Raw genomic sequence first — 19,420 nt, forward strand, 5'->3', positions numbered from 1 at the left:
CGTGAGTCCTCCTCGAGGACGCAGCCTGGCGCAGGGTGAAGGCGGGCCAAGGGCGCTGCCGTGGCGGCGCCGGGCAAAGGTGGTGGCAGGGATGGCGGGATCGTGCCGGAATCGTGGCGAAGCCCCCCGGACCAAGAAAGGCGGGCCGGCGGACTCAGACCGGGGTCCGGGGACCGGTCCGGTCCCCGGCGGGAGTGCAGAGGGCAGCGCCCTCTGCTGGGGTTTGGGGGCAGAGCCCCCAACTCACCCCTGAAATCTCAGGCCCTGCCGGGCGAGAAGGCGTTGAAGGTCTGCAGCGTATAGGTGTCCTTCACCCCCGCCACGGTCTGCAGCCGCTCCACCACGAACAGGCCGATATCCTGCTCCGGCTCCAGGTAGAATTTCCCCATGAGGTCATACTGGCCGGAGATGGAGTGCATTTCCGAGAGTTCCGGGATGGTGTCCGCCATTTCCCGCGCCACGCGGTAGGCCTGGCCCATCTCGCACTTGATCATGACGAAGATCGCCCGCATCGGCTCCTCCTCGGGCCCGGCCGTCGGGCCGTGCCGCTTGCCTGCCATTGGGGGCGGCCAACCGGCCCGGTCAAGCCCGGCATGGCCGCACACCGCCGGGGCTTCCAGCGCGGCCGGCGAGCCCCCGCCTCCCGCTGCTGCCGCGGCAGGCCGTGCGACCCCTCCGGAGCACGGCGCCCTCGGGGTCCCCGTGAAGACGCGCAGCGTCTTCACGGGGACTCTAGAAGTGCAGCAGTTCCGGCGAGAAATAGCCGACGCCGGTCAGCGCCACGCCAACCAGCCCGACGGCGCCGCCAAGCACCGCCAGCACCGGCACGCCGGTGACGATGGAGGAGGAGGCCATGACGATCGCCACCTGGAAGGCGGCGGAGGCGTATTCGTAATTGTGGTAGGCGGCCATGGAATGGTCGCGGTGATGCTCCGCGGCGCGCGCCCGGTCCATCAGCTCGCGCCTGCCCTCGCCGGTCTCCGGATCGCTCTCCCAGCGCTGCGCGGTCTCGCGCCAGGCGCGCTGCTGCTGCTCGATGCTGCCGCGCAGCACCTCATCGGCCGCGGCCAGCCGGGCCAGCTCCGCCTCCTCCGCCGCCGTCCGCACGGTGGTCTGGCGGATGGTGCGGGCCTGGAAGAAGGCCCAGAGATTGGCGGCTTCCACATTGCGCGAAATCGCCTCGGTCTGCGCGCTCTTCGCCCCGGTCTCGGCCAGGGCGAGGAACAGCGCCAGGATGGAAATCAGCAGGGCGATCCGCTTGTCCCCGCTATGGTCGCCATGGTCCGCATGCCCGTGTCCCGCCATGTTCTCCCCCACCCCCAGGCCGCCGGGCGCCGCCTGGGGCGCGCCGGCCGCCGGAATGCCATTGGGGCACGCAAATGAAAAGCGTGCCACCGCCGCCCGGAGCGGCCTCGGGCGGCCGGAACGGGAGCCGTTCCGGCCGGCCGGGACAGGCCGCGCCGAACATTATGCTTGCTGATCATTGCCGCTATGCGAACCGGAATCGGCCGGCGCGGACGCGCGCCGGCCGCCGCCCATGGCCGCCACCCATCGCAGGAAAGTGATAAGCCCGGCCCCCGCGTTCAATCGCTTCCCGGCGAGCGAACGGAACGGTATCGTTGCCGGGTTGAGTCGCAACCTTTCGGTTCGGGTGGGGGGCCCGCGTCAGGCGTGAGAGCGAGAGATCCCGTCGGCGCAGCCCCGTCCGAACCGGCCGCCAGATGCCGTTCCTGATCACGGCGCGTGGCGCGACCCATGTCGGCACCGTCCGCAAGCGGAACGAGGATGCCTTCATCGACCGCTCGGATATCGGCATCTGGGCCGTGGCCGATGGCGCCGGCGGGCATGGGGCGGGGGATGTCGCCTCCGCCACCGTGGTCGCGGCGCTGGCCGCCCTGCCGGTGGATCTCGCCCCGGGAGAGAAGCTGGCGGAGATCCGCCGCCGCCTCGCCGAGGTGCATGCCGGGCTGCAGCGCCAGGCCGCCGGGACGGAAAGCGGCGTCATCGCCACCACCATCGTCGTCATGCTGGCGCATGGCGACCATTTCGCCTGCCTCTGGGCCGGGGATTCCCGCGCCTACCTGCTGCGCCACGGCGTGCTGACCCGCATCACCCGCGACCATTCCCTGGTGCAGGAGCTGGTGGACCAGGGAACGCTGGCCGCCGAGGATGCCGAGCGCCACCCCCAGGCCAATGTCATCACCCGGGCGATCGGCGGGGCGGGGGAGCTGGAGCTCGACAAGGTCTCCGGCCGCTTCGAGGATGACGATCTGGTGCTGCTCTGCACGGACGGGTTGTTCAAGGCGCTGCCGGAGGAGCAGATCGGCATCCTGCTGATGGCCGGCGCCTCGCCCGAGCAATTGCTGGCGGCAGCCAACGAGGCGCGGGCACGGGACAATGTGACCGCGGTGATGGTGCGGGCGCGGGAGAAGGTGGCGGCCTGAGCGGCGGCGTTCAGGCCAGCGGCTCCACGGGTCCGAGGCCGGCCCCGGCATCGAGCATCCGGGCGAATTCCCAGCCATCCGGCAGGCCCGGCAGCACCAGCACGCCGGCCGGCACCAGGGGCGATCCCTCGGTCCACCACACCGTCTCGCCGCGGCTGACGGCGGCGCATTCCAGCGGCGTCGCCGGCACCACCGCGGGCGCCGGCCCGGCCAGCTGCGCGGCCAGCTCGGCCGGGCCGAATTCCGCCTCCAGCGCCGCCAGCCCGGCGGCCTCCGCCAGGGCCAGCCAGCCGGCCTGCTGCGCCGCGAAGCCGGCCGGCGCCCCCTCCGCCGGCCGGGCGAAGGTCAGCGGGAAGAGCCGCCCGGCGCGGTCGACGCTCGGCATCCAGAGGCCGAGCATGGCGGCAGGGCCGCAGGCGCCGGCCGGCAGCAGGAAGCGCCAGATCGGCGCCTCCATCCAGGCCGCCTCCCAGCGCGCGCCGAGGGCGTTGCGGCTGCCGGCGATCGCCTGCTGCCACCACGCATCCCAGGGGCGAGTGAAGCTGGCGGCCAGGCCCTGGCCGACGAAATCGCCGCGGCCGGGCAGCTTGCCGTAGAAGCCGCCGGCCAAGCGCGCCGGTGTGACTCCGGACACTGCTCATCTCCTCATGGTTGATAGCGGGCTGGACATTGTCGCATTCTTCCGACACGATCCAGGACCGGGAACAGATCACTTCAACAACGGATCTTCCGGCGGGAGCGCGGCGCGGCCCATGAGTGCGATGACGCAGCTACAAGGGGCGGCGACTCGTGTCCTGCGCGCCTTCCGGCACCGGGAGGCGGCGGATGGCGGAGTTTGACGCCTTCCTGGAGACTGCCGAGACCGGGCCGGATCTGGAGTTCGATCCGGATTTCCTGGCGCTGACGGCGGCCGCGGCGGGCAAGCCGGAACAGCAATTCGGCAGCACCATCATCCCGGCCGAGGACCCGGATTGGCGCGAGGTGGAGCAGCTCGCCGCCGCGCTGCTGGAGCGCTCGCGCGACATCCGCATCATCGCCCACCTGGCCGTGGCGCGGCTGCATACCGGCGGCATCGTCGCCTATACGGCGGCGGTCGGGCTGATCGCCAGGCTGCTCGACACGCATTGGGACGCGGTGCATCCGACGCTCGACCCGGATGACGACAACGACCCGACCATGCGCGCCAATGCGGTGCTCGGCATCGCCCATGTCGGGCGGGTGATCCGGGTGCTGCGCGAAGTGCCGCTGACGCGCTCGCAGCGCGCCGGCAGCCTCGGCTGGTCCCAGATCGCGCTCGGCCTCGGCCTGATAGAGGCCGACCCGGAGGCGACGCCGCCGACCGAGCAGGCGATCAGCGCCGCCTTCAACGACACCGATCCGGGCTGGAGCCAGGCGGTGCGGGAGGCGGTCGCAAGGCTGGCAGGCGACCTGAAGACCATCGTCGCCGCCTTCGAGGACAAGGCCGGGGCCGGGACAAGCCCCGATCTCAGCCGGCTGGAGAAGCAGGTCTTCGACATCCGCAAGGTGCTGGACCGGTTCCCGCCCGTCATGGCGGCGGAGGAGCTGCCGGCGGAAGAAGAAGCCCCGGCGGCGGAGGCTGTCATGGTAGCGGCGCCGCGGCGCGGCGGCGCCGGCTTCGCCTCCGTGCTCGCGCTGCGCGAGGTGCAGACGCGCCAGGAAGCGGTGCATCTGATGGATGTGGTGGTCCGCTACTTCGAGACGCATGAGCCCTCGAGCCCGCTGCCCCTGCTGATCCGGCGCGCCCTGCGGCTGTCCGACAAGAACTTCCTCGACGTGCTGCGGGACCTGGCGCCGGACGGCGTTAACCAGGCGCAACTCATTGTCGGGGTAAGTGACTAGCGTTCTGCCCGCAACTTTGGCCGGCCCCGGCGAAGGGCGCGGAGAGGCAGGCCACGAAGGATGAAGGCGGCTGCCCTGATGCCGAAACCCGCCGGGCTTCGGCATCAGGGCAGCAGGAAGCGGACCCGTCGGAGGCCTCGGCTGCCGACCCTTGCGACAACCCTAGAAGACCAGAGCGAGGACAACAGTGGCCAAACCGAGCAGCCAGAAATTCATCGCCCGGAACCGCGCCCCGCGGGTCCAGATCGAATACGACGTCGAGACCTACGGCGCCTCGAAGCGGGTGCAGCTCCCCTTCGTCGCGGGCGTGATGGCCGATCTCACGGGCAACCCGTCGGACCCGCTGCCGCCGGTCGCGGACCGCAAGATGCTGGAGATCGATGTCGACAACTTCGACAGCCGGCTGAAGGCGATGAAGCCGCGCGTCGCCTTCATGGTGCCGAACACCCTGACGGGCGAGGGCAGCATGGCGGTCGATATCACCTTCGAGAGCATGGAGGATTTCTCCCCCGCCGCGGTCGCGCGGAAGGTGGATGCGCTGAACCAGCTCCTCACCGCGCGCACCGAGCTCTCCAACCTACTGACCTACATGGACGGCAAGAGCGGCGCCGAGGAGCTGATCAGCAAGGTGCTGCAGGACCCCACGCTGCTGCAGGCGCTCGCCTCCGCGCCCAAGGCGGATGGCGGCAACGAATCGTCGGAGGGCTGATCGATGTCCGAGCAACTCCAGTCCTCCTCCGCCTTCGCGGGGGTCACTTTCCAGGAGAACGACTTCGCCTCCCTGCTCAGTAAGGAGTTCCGGCCGAAATCCGACGCGGCGAGGGATGCGGTGGCGGGGGCGGTGCAGACCCTGGCGCAGCAGGCGCTGGCGAACACCACGCTGATCGGCGCCGAGGCGCTGAAGACGATCGAGGGCATCATCGCCGCGATCGACGCCAAGCTGACCGAGCAGGTGAACCAGATCATCCACCATGAGGATTTCCAGCAGCTCGAGTCCGCCTGGCGCGGCCTGCACTACCTGGTCAACAACACCGAGACGGATGAGTTCCTGAAGATCAAGGTGCTCAACATCTCGAAGAAGGAGCTGACCCGGACGCTGAAGAAATTCCGCGGCACCGCCTGGGACCAGAGCCCGCTGTTCAAGAAGCTGTACGAGGAGGAATTCGGCCAGTTCGGCGGCGAACCCTTCGGCTGCCTGGTGGGCGATTACTACTTCGACCACAGCCCGCAGGACGTGGCGCTGCTGGGCGACATCGCGGCCATCGCCTCGGCCATGCATGCCCCCTTCATTTCTGCGGCGGCGCCGACCGTGATGCAGATGGATGGCTGGAACGAGCTGGCCAATCCGCGCGACTTGACGAAGATCTTCCAGACGCCGGAATACGCCGCCTGGCGCAGCCTGCGGGAGAGCGAGGACGCCCGCTATATCGGCCTGACCATGCCGCGCTTCCTGGCGCGCCTGCCCTATGGCGCGAAGACCGAGCCGGTGGAGGAATTCGCCTTCGAGGAAGAGGTCGAGGGCGCCGACAGCAGCAAGTATACATGGGCCAATTCGGCCTATGCGATGGCAACGAACATTACCCGCGCCTTCAAGATGTATGGCTGGTGCACGCGGATTCGCGGCATTGAAAGTGGCGGCGCAGTCGAAGGCCTGCCCTCGCACACTTTCCCGACCGATGATGGCGGCGTCGATCAGAAATGTCCGACCGAAATCGCGATCAGCGACCGGCGCGAGGCGGAGCTGGCGAAGAATGGCTTCATGCCGCTGATCCACAAGAAGAATTCGGATTTCGCGGCCTTCATCGGCGCCCAGTCGCTGCAGAAGCCGCAGGAATATGACGACCCCGCGGCGACCGCCAATGCCAATCTCTCCGCGCGGTTGCCTTACCTTTTCGCGAGTTGTCGTTTCGCCCACTACCTGAAATGCATGGTTCGGGACAAGATCGGTTCTACCATGACGCAACAGCAGCTCACCGAGTGGCTGGAGCGCTGGCTCGGCCAGTATGTGGATGGCTCGCCGGATTCCTCGACGGAGGAATACAAGGCGACGCACCCGCTGGCCGAAGGCAAGGTGGTGGTGGAGGCCAATCCGGAAAATCCCGGCTACTACAGCGCCAAATTCTTTCTCAAGCCGCACTATCAGCTTGAGGGGCTGACGGTCTCGCTGCGCCTCGTCTCCCGCCTACCGGCGTGAGCGGGGCAAGGCGCGCCGATACGCAAGAAGAGACGAACCAGAACGCGGATCGAGACTAGGAGAGAAACATGGCTTTCGATGCTTTCATGCTGTTCACCCCGGCGGATACGGGCACCCCGCTGCAGGGCGAGACCCAGACCGACTTCACCGTCGGCGGCGACCCCTTCATCGCCGATTTCAAGAGCACGACGCCCTTCGAAATCGACGATTTCTCCTTCGACATCGAGAACGTGCTGAACATCGGCTCGTCCTCCTCGGGCGTCGGCGCCGGCAAGCCCACCTTCAACCCCTTCCAGTTCAGCCGGAAGATCGACATCGCCTCCCCGGACTTCTTCCGCATGTGCTGCGCCGGCAAGCACTTCAAGGATGTCTGCCTGGCGCTGCGCAAATCCACCGGCGGCCAGACCTCGGGCGAGGTCTTCCTGCGCTTCAACTTCAAGCTGGTCGGCATCAAGACGGTTTCCTGGTCCGGCGCCGATGGCGATGAGGCGGTGAAGGAGGAAGTGACCTTCGAATACGGCTCGGTACAGATCCAGTACAAGAAGCAGAAGCCGGATGGCGCCCTCGAATCCACCTCGAAGGATGCCGGCTGGGATCGTATTCGTAACGTCCAGATCTGATCCGACCGGCGGCCGCCGCGAACCCTCGCGGCGGCCGTCTGTTACTTATAAGTCGTATTGACGGATCGTGGTCACCGCGGCGCCGAACGTTCCGACGGCCTGTCTGCTTCAGGGCTCGGGATTGCAGGCGGGTTGGTTGCGGGCGGTACGGCCAAGGGCGGCACGGTCGTGGGCGGTCCCGTCGCGCCGGTCGGCCGGAACGGCCAGGCGGGGGAAGGGGGAGAGGGGTAGGGGCATGGCCTCGGAGATGGCGACACTCGATGCCCGTGGCGTGCTTCGCAGCGGCGATCCTCGCGCCGCGCTCGAGAAGCTGAAGCAGGACGTCCGCAAGGCGCCGCGCGACCCGAAGCTGCGCACCTTCCTCTTCCAGCTCTTCTGCATCACCGGCGAATGGGACAGGGCGATCAACCAGCTCTCGGTCATCAGCGAGATCGACAAGCTCGCCATGCCCATGGTCGCCACCTACCGCGCCGCCATACGCTGCGAGATCCTGCGCGAGCGGGTCTTCGCCGGCACCCGCCAGCCGGATTTCTTCGGCGAGCCGGAGCCCTGGATGTCCCTACTGGTGGAGGCCAATCGCCGCCTCGCCGCCGGCGCCTTCGGCCACGCGGCCGAGCTGCGCGACCAGGCCTTCGAGGCGGCGCCGAGCAGCAGCGGCACGGCGGACGGGACGGCGTTCGAGTGGATCGCCGATGCCGATCCGCGGCTCGGCCCGGTGCTGGAGGCGGTGATCGACGGCAAGTATTACTGGCTGCCGGTGCACCGGCTGGCGAAGCTGGAGATCGACCCGCCGGAGGATCTGCGCGACCAGGTCTGGCTGCCGGCGCAGCTCACCTTCGCCAATGGCGGCGGCTCGGTGGCGCTGCTGCCGGCCCGCTACCCGGGCACCCAGGACGCGGCGGACCCCGCTCTGCTGCTCGGCCGGCGCACCGAATGGGTGGAGCAGGGGGAGGGCTGGTTCCTCGGCCTCGGCCAGCGCATGCTGACCATCGGCGCGGAGGAAGACCTGCCGCTGCTTGACCTCCGCCGCCTCGAGATCGCCGCGCCGCCGGCCGCTGAGGCCGAGGCTCGCCCGGCAGCCGGCTGAACCCATGGTGGAGTTCAGCAGCCGCGAGCATCTGCAGCCCTCCCTGCTGGACCGGCTGACCGACAACGCGCCGGACACTCTGCGCGATCCGCCGGACCAGTCCATGCTGACCCTCGCACAGCTTCGCAACAGCGTGCTGCGGGATCTGGCCTGGCTGTTCGCGACCATCAGGCTCGAGGTGCTGGAGGAGCTCGACGGGCTGAACGAGGTGCGGCGCTCCGTGCTGAATTACGGGTTGCCCGCCTTCACCGGCCTGACCAGCGGCGGCAACCGCATCGCCCAGTTGGAGAACGCCATCGCCGAGGCGATCCGCTTCTTCGAGCCGCGCATCCTGCGCGACACGCTGAAGGTGAAATTGCGCGGGCTGCAGAATGCCAGCGCCGATGGCGCCCTGGTCTTCGAGATCCAGGGCGAGCTCTGGGCCCAGCCCGTGCCGCTGCGCATCCTGCTGGAGACCGCCATCGAGCCGGAGAGCAACACCGTCTCCGTCGTCGAAGCCCGGGCGCGCGGCTGATGGACCCGCGCCTGCTGCGGCACTACGAATCGGAACTGCGCTTCGTGCGGGAGATGGGCGCGGAATTCGCCCGGGAATACCCGAAGATCGCCGGCCGCCTGGCGCTGGCCAATACCGAGGTGGCGGACCCCTATGTGGAGCGGCTGCTGGAAGGCTTCGCCTTCCTCACCGCCCGCATCCAGCTCAAGCTGGAAGCGGAATTCCCCACCTTCACGCAATCCCTGCTGCAGATGGTCTATCCCCACTACCTGGCCCCGACCCCGGCCATGGCGGTGGTGCAATTCAACCCCGACCAGGCGGTCCGTGGCATGTCCGCCGGCATGGAGCTGCCGCGCGGCACGGTGCTGCGCAGCATCCTCGGCGCGGATGACGACACCAATTGCGAGTTCCGCACCGCCCAGCCGGTGCAGCTCCTGCCCATCGAGATCGCGGAGGCGGAATACCTGCCCGCCGCCGCCGCCGTCTCCGCGCTGAACTTGCCGGAGGCGGTGCGCAGCCGCGGCGCCAAGGCGGCCATCCGGCTGCGGCTGAAGGCGATGGGCAGCGCGCCCTTCGCGGAAATCGCGCTCTCCCGCCTGCCGCTCTTCCTCGCCGGCGCGGAAAGCACGCGCTTCCGCCTGCATGAGCAGCTTGTCGCCGACCTGCAGGGGATCGTGGTGCGCCCCACTCAGCGGCCGCTGCCCTGGCAGGAGGTGCTGCCGAAATCCGCCCTCGAGGCCCAGGGCTTCGAGGACGATGAATCCCTGCTGCCGCCGACGCCGCTGACCTTCCAGGGCTACCGGCTGCTGCAGGAATATTTCGCGATGCCGGAGCGCTTCCTCTCCGTCCGGCTGAACGGCCTCGACAGCGCCGTCTCCCGCTGCGCCGGGCAGGAGCTGGACATCATCTTCCTGCTCTCGCGCAGCGACATGCTGCTGGCCAATGGCTTCGGCGCCGACCAATTCCGCCTGTTCTGCACGCCGGCCATCAACCTCTTCCCCAAGCGCGGCGACCGGCTGAACCTCAGCGAGCGGGAGGTGGAGCACCAGATCGTGCCGGACCGCATGCGGCCGGTGGATTTCGAGGTGTTCAGCGTGCAGGGGGTGGAGGGCTTCGCCGCGGATGGCGGGGAGCCGCAGGATTTCCTGCCCTTCTATGCCGCCAATGACCTGACCAGCTACCCGGAGATGCGGCGCTACTACAGCCTCCGCCGGCGGCCGCGGCAGCTTTCCGCCCGCTCCCGCCAGCGCGGCCCGCGCAGCTCCTATATCGGGCATGAGGTCTATATCTCCCTGGTCGATGCCGAGCAGGCGCCCTTCAAGGGCGAGATGCGGCAGCTCGGCTTCGACCTGCTCTGCACCAACCGCGACCTGCCGCTTTTCATGCCGGTGGGGAAGGGGCGGACGGATTTTACCCTGGAGGCCAGCGCGCCGGTCGCCTCCATCCGCTGCCTGGTGGGGCCGACGGCGCCGCGCCCCTGCCGCTCGGATGGCGAATATGCCTGGCGCTTCATCAGCCATCTCGGGCTGAACTACCTCAGCCTGGTGGACAGCGATTCGCTGCATGGCGCGGTGGCGCTGCGCGAGCTGCTCGGCCTCTACGTGCCCTCCGCCAGCTCCCACCAGGCGCGGCAGCTCGAAGGGCTGCTTTCCACCTCGACGCGCCCGGTGGTGCGGCGCATCCCGGGGGCGGGGCCGCTGACGGCGGGTCGGGGGCTGGAGATCACGCTGAAGATGGATGAGGTCGCCTTCGGCGGCGCCGGGGCAGTGGTGCTGGCCGCGGTGCTGGACCGCTTCTTCGCCAAATACGTCTCCATCAACGCCTTTACCGAAACCGTGCTGACCACCGCGGAACGCGGCGAGGTGGCGAGATGGCCGATCCGGATCGGGCGGCAGCCGGCGCTCTAGCCGAGATGCCGGAGGGCGAGGCGCCGGCGGCGCTGCCCGAGCACCCGGCGTCGGAGGCGGCGCCGGCCCCGCCGCCGCTGCATGCGGCGCTGGCGGCGGGGCCCTGGCGCTTCGGCTTCTACCAGGCGATGCGGCGGCTGGAATCGGTGCACCGGGACCGCCCGCGCTTTGGCCGCTCCAACCGGCCGATGCAGGATGCGGTGCGGTTGGGCCAGGACCCGTCCGTCACCTTCGCCCCCTCCACCCTGGCGGCGTTCGAGCTGGGGGACGAGGACCACGCGGCGCGGCTCATCGTGCATTTCCTCGGCCTGTTCGGGCCGAACGGCCCGCTGCCGCTGCACCTGACCGAATATGCCCGCGACCGGCAGCGCAATGCGAAGGACGAGACCTTCCGCCGCTTCGCCGACATCTTCCACCACCGCGCCCTTTCGCTGTTCTACCGCGCCTGGGCGGAGGCGCAGCCGACCGTCAGCTTCGACCGGCCGGAGGATGACCATTACGGCCGCTTCGTTGCCTCCCTCATCGGCATCGGCATGCCCGGGCTGCGCCAGCGGGACGCCATGCCGGACCTGGCGAAGCAGCATTATGCCGGCCACCTCGTCGCCCGCACCCGGCATGCCGAGGGGCTGGCCGCCATCCTCTCCGATTTCTTCAGGATGCCGGCGCGGATCGACACCTTCGTCGGCGACTGGCTGGTGCTGCCGGAGGATGGGCTGACGCGGCTGGGCGGCGGCGCCACCGTGGCGGCGCTGGGCCAGTCCGCGGCCATCGGCCGCAGGGTTTGGACCCGGCAGCACAAATTCCGCATCGTCTTCGGGCCGCTGAGCCTGCAGGACTACACCCGCATGCTGCCGGGCGGTGCCAGCTTCCGCCGCCTGGTGCCGATCGTCCGCAACTATGTCGGCGACACGCTGGCCTTCGACGTCAACCTCATCCTCCGACGCGCCGAGGTGCCGCGCATCCAGCTCGGCCGCCAGGGCCAGCTCGGCTGGACCACCTGGCTGACGCCGCGCCGCGGCCTGACCGATGCCGGCGACCTCTTCCTGCAGGCCGGCGCCGATGGCTCCGCGCGGGAGGCGGATTCGCGCATGACGGCGCGCGAGGATTCGGCATAGAAACAACAATCCCCAGTGGAAACAGCCGCATGTCTGAAATCAGCCGTTCCGCCCTTTTCGGCAAGCTCAACCCGGTGGGATACCGGGCCGTGGAAGCCGCCACCGTCTTCTGCAAGCTGCGCGGCAACCCTTATGTGGAGCTGGTCCACTGGATCCATCAGCTCCTGCAGCTCCAGGACAGCGACCTGCACCGCGTCATCCGGCATTACGGGCTGGACCCGGCGCGGCTGGCGGCGGACATCACCTTCACGCTGGACAAGCTGCCGCGCGGCGCGACGGCGATCTCCGACTTCTCCCCGCTGATCGAGGAGGCGGTGGAGCGCGGCTGGGTCTATGGCACGCTGCTCTTCGGCGAGAACCAGGTACGGACCGGGCACCTCGTCGTCGGCATGCTGAAGACCAAGGCGCTGACCAATGCGCTGCACGGCATCAGCCGGGAATTCGCCAGGCTGCGGGCGGACTCCCTGGCGGACGACTTCCGCAAGCTGCTGGACGGTTCCCCGGAGGCGGCGCTGGCGGCGGCGGATGGTTCCAAGGTTGGCTCCCCGGGGGAGGCCAGCGGCGCCGTGGCGCCGGCGCAGATGGGCAAGCAGGAAGCCCTGGCGCAGTTCAGCGTCGACCTGACGGAGAAGGCGCGGAAGGGCGAGATCGACCCGATCGTCGGCCGCGACCAGGAAATCCGCCAGGTGGTGGACGTGCTGATGCGCCGCCGGCAGAACAACCCGATCCTCATCGGCGAGGCCGGCGTCGGCAAGACCGCGGTGGTGGAAGGCTTCGCGCTGCGCATCGTCGCCGGCGACGTGCCGCCGCAACTCAAAGATGTCTCGCTGCGGACGCTGGATGTGGGGCTGCTGCAGGCCGGCGCCAGCATGAAGGGCGAGTTCGAGCAGCGGCTGCGCCAGGTGATCGAGGAGGTGCAGGCCTCGCCCAAGCCGATCATCCTGTTCATCGATGAGGCGCATACGCTGGTCGGCGCCGGCGGCGCGGCGGGTACGGGCGATGCCGCCAACCTGCTGAAGCCGGCTTTGGCGCGCGGCACGCTGCGCACGGTGGGCGCCACCACCTTCGCCGAGTACAAGAAGTACTTCGAGAAGGACCCGGCGCTGACCCGCCGCTTCCAGCCGGTGCAGGTGGATGAGCCTTCGGAGGAGAAGGCCATCCTGATGATGCGCGGCATCACCTCCTCGCTGGAGAAGCACCACCGGGTGCAGATCCTGGACGAGGCGATCGACGCCGCCGTGCGCCTCTCCCACCGCTACATCCCGGCGCGGCAATTGCCGGACAAGTCGGTCTCGCTGCTCGATACCGCCTCGGCCCGCGTCGCCGTCTCCCAGCATGCGGTGCCGGCGGAGGTGGATGATTGCCGCCGCCGCATCCAGGCGCTGGAGACGGAGCTGGAGATCATCGGCCGCGAGGCGGCGGTGGGCATCGAGACGGCGGACCGCCAGGCCTCCGCCGCCGCGGCGCTGGCGGTGGAGCAGGGCAAGCTGGTCGGGCTGGAGGCCCGCTGGCAGCAGGAAAAGACGCTGGTGGACCAGGTGCTGGCGCTGCGCGCCACCTTGCGCGAGGGCGCGGCAGCGGTGGACGGCCCGGCGGCGGCGGATTCGCCGGAACGCGCGGCCATGGTGGAGGAGCTGCGGAAGCTCCAGGCGGAGCTGGCCGAGCACCAGGGCGAATCCCCGCTCATCATGCCGGCGGTGGATGCCCAGGCGGTGGCGAGCGTGATCGGCGACTGGACCGGCATTCCGGTGGGGCGGATGGTGAAGAACGAGGTGCAGGCGGTGCTGCAGCTCGCCACCACCCTCTCCCAGCGGGTGATCGGCCAGGACCACGCCATGGAGATGATCGCCAAGCGGGTGCAGACCAGCCGCGCCAAGCTGGACAATCCGAACAAGCCGATCGGCGTCTTCATGCTCTGCGGCCCCTCCGGCGTCGGCAAGACGGAGACGGCGCTGGCCCTGGCCGAGGCGCTGTATGGCGGCGAGCAGAACCTCATCACCATCAACATGAGCGAGTTCCAGGAGGCGCATACCGTCTCCACCCTGAAGGGCGCGCCCCCGGGCTATGTCGGCTATGGCGAGGGCGGCATCCTGACGGAAGCCGTGCGCCGCAAGCCCTACTCCGTCGTCCTGCTGGACGAGGTGGAGAAGGCCCATACCGACGTGCACGAGATCTTCTTCCAGGTCTTCGACAAGGGGATCATGGAAGACGGCGAGGGAAGGCTGATCGACTTCAAGAACACGCTGATCCTGCTGACCTCCAACGCCGGCACGGACCTCATCATGTCCATGTGCGCCGACCCGGAACTCATCCCCGAATCCGAGGAGATTGCGAAGGCGCTGAAGGAGCCACTCCTGAAAATCTTCCCGCCGGCGCTGCTGGGGCGGCTCATCACCATCCCCTACTACCCGCTGAGCGAGACGATGCTGGGCAGGATCATCCAGCTGCAGCTCGGCCGCATCACCAGGCGGCTGCGGGAACAGCACAAGGTGCCCTTCACCTATACGGATGAGGTGGTCTCGCTGATCACCGGCCGCTGCAACGAGCCGGAAAGCGGCGGGCGCATGATCGACGCCATCCTGACCAACACCATGCTGCCTTCCATCTCCGCAGCCTTCCTGAACCGGATGCTGGAAGGGCAGCCGGTGCAGTCGGTGCATGTGGCGGTGGAGAACGGGGACTTCGCCTATACGATCATCTGAAGTGTCGAGAGGGGCTCTGCCCCTCTCGAGCTCACCCCGCCAAAGGCCGAAGGGCCTTTGGAAACCATGAGTCTTGGACCCTTCGGCCGAAGCGCAAAACTCAAGGGTTCAAATGGGGTTGGACGCACTGCGTCCAACGGCCCTTTGCGGGTGGGGGTTTGGGGGGGCTGCGGCACTGCCGCGCAACCAGCGCCCTCCCTCAACCCTCAAGCCGCCACCAGCACCACCCGCCCGGTGATCTGCCCGTTCTTCAACCGGTTCAGCACCGCATCGGCATTCTTCTGCGGCGTCGTCTCCACCGGAATCGCCGGGATCTTGCCCTGCTTGGCGATGTCGATCAGCGAGCGCAGCTCCTTCACATTGCCCACATAGCTGCCCTGGATGGTCAGCGCCCGGATCGGCATCAGCGGCAGCGGGATGTTCATCTCCCCGCCGAACAGCCCCACCTGCACCAGCTTGCCGCCCTTGCGCAGCGCCTCGAAGGCGAAGCGGCTGGTCTGGGTGCCGTTCACCAGATCCACCACGCCGGCCACCGGGCCGCCGCAGGCCTCGAGGATGCGCTGCGTCGTGCCCTCGGCGCTCGCCAGCACGGTGTCCGTGGCACCCTGGGCCTTCGCCGCTTCCAGCTTCTTCGCATCCACATCCACGGCGCAGATGCGCTTGTGGCCAAGGGCCTTCAGGATGGCGATGGCGTTCAGCCCCAGCCCGCCGGCACCGACGAGGACGATCGGCTCGTCAGGGTCCAGCGGCAGCAGCTTGTTCACCGCGGAATAGACGGTGACGCCGGAGCAGGCATAGGTCGCGGCCAGCGCCGGATCGACGCCCTCGATATCGATCAGGTGCTTCACATGGCTGGCCAGCACATGCGTCGCGTAGCCGCCATTCTGGTAGACGCCGAGGGAGCGCGGCGAGAGGCACATATTCTCCTCGTCGCGGGCGCAGATGGCGCATTTGCCGCAGCCGACCCAGGGATAGACAACGCGCAGATCGCCCACCTTGGTGCCCTGGCCCGCGGCCTCCGGCCCCAATTTCACCACCCGGCCGACGATCTCATGCCCCATGGCCAGCGGCAGCACCACGCCGCGATCGGTCAGCCGCATCTTGCCGCGGGAGCCGAGATCGTACTCGCCCTCCCAGATATGCAGGTCCGAATGGCAGACGCCGGCATGGGTCACTTCCAGCAGCACCTGGGCGCCGGTCGGCTCCGGCGTCGGCAATTCGATTTCCTGCAGCGGCTTGCCGGTTTCGACGACGGCCCAGGCGCGCATGGTTTCCTCCTTCGGAAAACGTGGGCAGGCATGGGACCGCGCCCGGCGGCGCGGGTCAAGGCGCGGCCGCGCCCTGCCGCTCAGTCCAGCGTGATATGGCGGTCGCGGACCACCTTGCTCCATTCCGCCGCCTGCGCCGTCAGGAAGCTGCCCAGCTCGGCGGGGGAGGAGGCGACGATGTCCACCCCCTGGCCCTCCACCAGGCGCTGGCGGACGGCCGGCTCGGCCAGCGCTTTGGCCAGGGCGGCATGGAACCGCTCCAGGACCGGCGCCGGGATGCCGGCCGGCCCCAGCATGGCCCAGAAGGCCAGGGCGGCGACGCCGGGGAAGCCCGATTCGACGAAGGTGGGCAGGGCGGACAGGGCCGGGGAACGCGCCGGGCCGCTCTGCGCCAGCGGCCGCAGCTTCTGCCCCACCTGGCCGCCCAGCCCGCCGCGGGAGGCGATGGCGAGGTCGATCTCCCCCGCCACCGCGCCGGCCACCATGGGCCCGCCGCCGCGATAGGGCACATGGGTCAGGCGGAAGCCGCCCTGTTGCTGCCACAGCTCCATCAGCAGATGCGCCAGGCTGCCGGCGCCGACCGTGCCGTAGGAGATGGTCTCCGGCCTCGCCCTGGCGGCGGCGGCGAGCGCCGCCAGGTCCGGCCAGTCCCGCCCCGGCGAAGCGGTCAGCAGCATGGGGGAGGTGGCCATCAGCATCACCGGGGTGAAGTCGCGCTGCACGTCGAAGCCGGCATTCGGGTTCAGCGCGTTCATCGTCGCGTGGCTGTCGAAGACGATCGCCCAGCTCTGGCCGTCCGGCGCGGCGCGGGCCAGTTCCCGCGTGCCGATGGCGCCGGCGGCGCCGCTGCGGTTCTCGATCACCACCGGCACGCCGAGGCTGGCCTGCAGCGAGGGCTGCACCAGCCGCGCCGTGGTGTCCACGCTGCCGCCCGGGGCGAAGGGGACGATGAGGCGGATGGGCCCGTTCGGCCAGGATTGGGCCCGGGCCAGGGCGGGCGCGGCGAGGCCGGCAAGCAAGGCGAGGCGGCGGGAAAGCTGGGGCAAGGCGGCCTCCTGGTCTCTGGGCGGCGCAAGGTGCGCCGGTCGGCGACGCTTCTCAATCCGGGGGTGGTTGCCGGGATGGGCCGCTCCGCTTCTGGCCTCCCCTGCCAGCGGGACCTCGCCTCCCTCTCGCGCTGGCAGGGGAGGGCTGGGGGGCCGGTCGCCGCACCATGGCCGTTGCATGCAAGGCCTCGAACGAGGCGCGGAGGCAGGGCTCCTGGCGGCGGCATGCGGACGCGGCCCCATTCTGCGCCATGATGATCCCTTCGCAGAGACGGAGCCGGACCCATGCCGGAAACCCCCGCCCCCGCAGCCCCGCCGGCCGTAATCCGCATCCTGGGGCCGGAGGATGCCGCCGCCTTCCGCGCCCTGCGCATCGAGGCGCTGCGGCGCCATCCGGAGGCTTTCGGCGCCTCGGCCGAGGATGCCGAGACGCTGGATGCGGCCGCCTTCGCCCGGATGCTGCCACGGCAGCCGCCGGATGCGATCTTCGGCGGCTTCCTCGGCGGGGCGCTGGCGGGGATGGCGGGGTTCTTCATCCACCGGCCACCCAAGGTGCGGCACAAGGGCGCCATCTGGGGCGTCTATGTGCGGGCGGAGGCGCGCGGCCAGGGCATGGCGCTGCGGCTGATGCAGGCCGCCATCGCCCAGGCCCGCGCCGCCGGGGTGCAACGGCTGCTGCTGACGGTCGGCCATGCCAATGCCCCGGCGCGGCGGCTGTATGACCGGCTGGGCTTCCTGCCCTATGGCGTGGAGCGGGACGCGCTGCGCTTGCCCGATGGGAGGTCGCTGGATGAGGAGCTGCGCGCGCTCGATCTTGCCGGCTGAGGCGTGGCGGCGGCGCGGGGCAGTGCCTCGCCCGGGCAGGGCATGGCGATGGCGCCGGGGGGGCAGCGAACCCGGGTGCCGAGGAACCGTGCCTGGGGCCGCGGCTTCGCCCATGCCGGGACCGGCCGGCGCATTATCGCGCCCCGGAGGCCGTCATGCTCCCGTGGTGGCACAGAGGGCCGGCCGAACATCCATGCAGCGCAGCACCAACCGGGCGCCCAAGGTCATGCTCCCGTGGTGGCACGCAGGGCCGGCCGAACACCCTCCCGCGACCGCCCCCCGCCCGAAGCCGCCCGGCGCCTTGCCCGCGCCCCCGCAGGCCGCATGCCGCCGCGGTCGTGCCGAGGACTGGCAGGCCGCCCCGCGGCGCCCCCCTATCCGCGCACCAGCGGGCAGCCGCCCTCGGAGAGCGGCCGGAAGGCCTCCTCAGCGCCCACCGTGCTGACCGGCTTGTAGTAATCCCACGGCCCGCGGCTCTCGGCCGGCGACTTCACCTGGAAGAGGTAGGCGGCATGGATCTTCCGCCCGTCCTCCCGCACCCGCCCGGCGCCGAGGCAGTCATCATCGGTCGGCATCGCCTTCATCCGGTTCACCACGGCGAGCCCGCTGGCCTTCGCCGCCGGCACGCCGAGATCGGCCACCGCCTTCAGGTAGTGCAGCACCGCCGAATAGGTGCCGGCATGTTCCTGGTTGGGCCAATTCGTCCCCACCTTCGGCTTCACCCGGTTGAGGAAGGCCCGCGTGCGGTCGTTCAGGTCCCAGTAGAACACCTCGCACAGCGTCAGCCCCTGTGCTGCCTCCAGCCCGATGGCGTGGATGTCGGTGATGAACATGTTGAGGCAGGCCAGCTTCTGGCCCCGCCGCATGATGCCGAATTCATGCGCCTGCTTGATGCAATTCACCTGCTTGATGCAATTCACCGTATCCGCCGCCGCCGAGGCGAGGCCGATGATCTTCGCCCGGCTCGCCTGGGCCTGCAGCAGGTAGGAGGAGAAATCCGTGGTGCCGGGGAAGGGGTAGCGCGCCTGACCCAGCACGCGGCCGCCGGCCTGCTGGATGAAGCGCGTCGTGTCGCGCTCCACCTGGTGGCCGAAGGCGTAGTCGGCGCTGATGAAGAACCAGGAATCGCCGCCATTGCGCACCGTCGCCTGGCCGACGACATTCGCGAACATCCAGGTGTCGTAGCTCCAATGGATGGTGTGGCTGCTGCACTGCTCGCCGGTGATGACGGAGGAGCCGGCGCCGGAGGTGAGCTGCACCTTGTCCTTCTCCCGCGCCAGCCCGGCGACGGCCAGCGCGATGGCGGAATTGTTCACCTCGCAGACCATGTCCACGCCGTCCTGGTCGAACCAGCGGCGGGCGAGGGCGAGGGCGGCGTCGGGGCGGTTCTGGTGGTCGGCCTGGATCACTTCCACGTTGATCCCGCGGGCGGCGAGGCCGAGATCCTCCACCGCCTGCTGTGCGCAGGCGGTGGAGGTGGGGCCGGAGGTGTCGCGATAGGGGCCGGAGAAATCCGCCAGCACGCCGATCCGGATGGTGGTCCGCGCCGCGTTGCCCTGCGCGCGGGAGGGCGCGGGCGACGCGGCCAGCCCCGTGCCGGCCAGCCCCGCGAGAAGGGGGCGGCGTCCGATCATCTGCATGCCTGAACTCTCCTCCATGGCCAGGATCATGGCCTTGAGGGCGAGGCTGCGGCGGGCGCGGGGAGGGCGCAAGGCCCGGCGCCATGCCGGAACGGCAGGGCAGGGGCCAGGGCGGTGGCAAGCCAGCCGGCCCGGCCGGTACCTGGCCTGCGCTGCGTCCCTGACGCGCGAAAGGCGCCGGCGTGCCCGTTCCCGCCTCACCCTTTCGTCAGGCGGTGC

17 protein-coding genes are annotated in these 19,420 nt (G+C 69.7%); 11 read left to right on the top strand and 6 right to left on the bottom strand.

Annotated features, from left to right (window positions below):
* Positions 1-257 precede the first annotated feature (257 nt).
* Positions 258-512: an Lrp/AsnC ligand binding domain-containing protein gene (locus E5N76_RS14200; protein ID WP_149537971.1), complete on the bottom strand. Its 255-nt coding sequence runs from the start codon at positions 510-512 to the stop codon at positions 258-260.
* A 220-nt stretch (positions 513-732) separates the two neighbouring features.
* Complete coding sequence (locus E5N76_RS14205) at positions 733-1,305, bottom strand: DUF4337 domain-containing protein (RefSeq protein ID WP_149537972.1); 573 nt, start codon at positions 1,303-1,305, stop codon at positions 733-735.
* A gap of 416 nt (positions 1,306-1,721) precedes the next feature.
* On the opposite strand from E5N76_RS14205, the gene E5N76_RS14210 reads away from it, so the two are divergent.
* Positions 1,722-2,444, top strand: a complete 723-nt coding sequence (locus E5N76_RS14210; RefSeq protein ID WP_149537973.1) for a PP2C family protein-serine/threonine phosphatase — start codon at positions 1,722-1,724, stop codon at positions 2,442-2,444.
* Positions 2,445-2,454: 10 nt separating this feature from the next.
* Here the strand turns inward: E5N76_RS14210 and tagF are convergent, their stop codons facing one another.
* Positions 2,455-3,078, bottom strand: coding sequence for a type VI secretion system-associated protein TagF (tagF, locus tag E5N76_RS14215; RefSeq protein ID WP_149537974.1), 624 nt, complete (start codon positions 3,076-3,078; stop codon positions 2,455-2,457).
* Positions 3,079-3,269: 191 nt separating this feature from the next.
* Between tagF and tssA the strand changes: the two genes are divergently transcribed.
* The 9 genes from tssA (at position 3,270) to tssH (ending at position 14,422) form a co-directional block, all read left to right on the top strand.
* Positions 3,270-4,304 carry a type VI secretion system protein TssA gene (tssA, locus tag E5N76_RS14220; RefSeq protein WP_149537975.1) on the top strand — a complete coding sequence of 345 codons (1,035 nt, stop codon included), beginning with the start codon at positions 3,270-3,272 and terminating at the stop codon, positions 4,302-4,304.
* Positions 4,305-4,491: 187 nt separating this feature from the next.
* A complete protein-coding gene (gene tssB, locus E5N76_RS14225; protein ID WP_149537976.1) occupies positions 4,492-5,013 on the top strand; it encodes a type VI secretion system contractile sheath small subunit in 522 nt (173 codons plus the stop codon).
* A gap of 3 nt (positions 5,014-5,016) precedes the next feature.
* The gene (gene tssC, locus E5N76_RS14230) at positions 5,017-6,498 is read left to right on the top strand and encodes a type VI secretion system contractile sheath large subunit (RefSeq protein WP_149537977.1); all 1,482 of its coding nucleotides are present in this window, start codon (positions 5,017-5,019) and stop codon (positions 6,496-6,498) included.
* Positions 6,499-6,566: 68 nt separating this feature from the next.
* Positions 6,567-7,118: a type VI secretion system tube protein Hcp gene (locus E5N76_RS14235; RefSeq protein WP_149537978.1), complete on the top strand. Its 552-nt coding sequence runs from the start codon at positions 6,567-6,569 to the stop codon at positions 7,116-7,118.
* 247 nt (positions 7,119-7,365) lie between these two features.
* Positions 7,366-8,205: a type VI secretion system accessory protein TagJ gene (locus tag E5N76_RS14240; protein ID WP_149537979.1), complete on the top strand. Its 840-nt coding sequence runs from the start codon at positions 7,366-7,368 to the stop codon at positions 8,203-8,205.
* A 4-nt stretch (positions 8,206-8,209) separates the two neighbouring features.
* Positions 8,210-8,719 (top strand): type VI secretion system baseplate subunit TssE, encoded by a 510-nt coding sequence (tssE, locus tag E5N76_RS14245; protein WP_149537980.1) that lies wholly within the window; start codon positions 8,210-8,212, stop codon positions 8,717-8,719.
* Positions 8,719-10,605, top strand: coding sequence for a type VI secretion system baseplate subunit TssF (gene tssF, locus E5N76_RS14250; RefSeq protein ID WP_149537981.1), 1,887 nt, complete (start codon positions 8,719-8,721; stop codon positions 10,603-10,605). The genes tssE and tssF overlap by 1 nt, the downstream gene beginning before the upstream one ends.
* Positions 10,569-11,720, top strand: a complete 1,152-nt coding sequence (gene tssG, locus E5N76_RS14255; protein ID WP_207791979.1) for a type VI secretion system baseplate subunit TssG — start codon at positions 10,569-10,571, stop codon at positions 11,718-11,720. Before tssF ends, tssG begins: the two co-directional genes overlap by 37 nt.
* 29 nt (positions 11,721-11,749) lie before the next feature.
* Positions 11,750-14,422 (top strand): type VI secretion system ATPase TssH, encoded by a 2,673-nt coding sequence (tssH, locus tag E5N76_RS14260; RefSeq protein ID WP_149537982.1) that lies wholly within the window; start codon positions 11,750-11,752, stop codon positions 14,420-14,422.
* Positions 14,423-14,628: 206 nt separating this feature from the next.
* On the opposite strand, the gene E5N76_RS14265 is transcribed toward tssH, so the two are convergent.
* The gene (locus tag E5N76_RS14265; RefSeq protein ID WP_149537983.1) at positions 14,629-15,690 is read right to left on the bottom strand and encodes an alcohol dehydrogenase; all 1,062 of its coding nucleotides are present in this window, start codon (positions 15,688-15,690) and stop codon (positions 14,629-14,631) included.
* 80 nt (positions 15,691-15,770) lie between these two features.
* Positions 15,771-16,736 (bottom strand): tripartite tricarboxylate transporter substrate-binding protein, encoded by a 966-nt coding sequence (locus E5N76_RS14270; RefSeq protein ID WP_187830168.1) that lies wholly within the window; start codon positions 16,734-16,736, stop codon positions 15,771-15,773.
* A gap of 285 nt (positions 16,737-17,021) precedes the next feature.
* On the opposite strand from E5N76_RS14270, the gene E5N76_RS14275 reads away from it, so the two are divergent.
* Entirely contained in the window at positions 17,022-17,561 is a 540-nt protein-coding gene (locus E5N76_RS14275; RefSeq protein WP_149537985.1) for a GNAT family N-acetyltransferase, read from the top strand.
* 374 nt (positions 17,562-17,935) lie between these two features.
* Here the strand turns inward: E5N76_RS14275 and E5N76_RS14280 are convergent, their stop codons facing one another.
* Entirely contained in the window at positions 17,936-19,201 is a 1,266-nt protein-coding gene (locus tag E5N76_RS14280; protein ID WP_149537986.1) for an ABC transporter substrate-binding protein, read from the bottom strand.
* Between the last annotated feature and the right edge of the window lie 219 nt (positions 19,202-19,420).

It is taken from the genome of Siccirubricoccus phaeus (genome assembly GCF_008360935.1).
Taxonomy (GTDB): domain Bacteria; phylum Pseudomonadota; class Alphaproteobacteria; order Acetobacterales; family Acetobacteraceae; genus Siccirubricoccus; species Siccirubricoccus phaeus.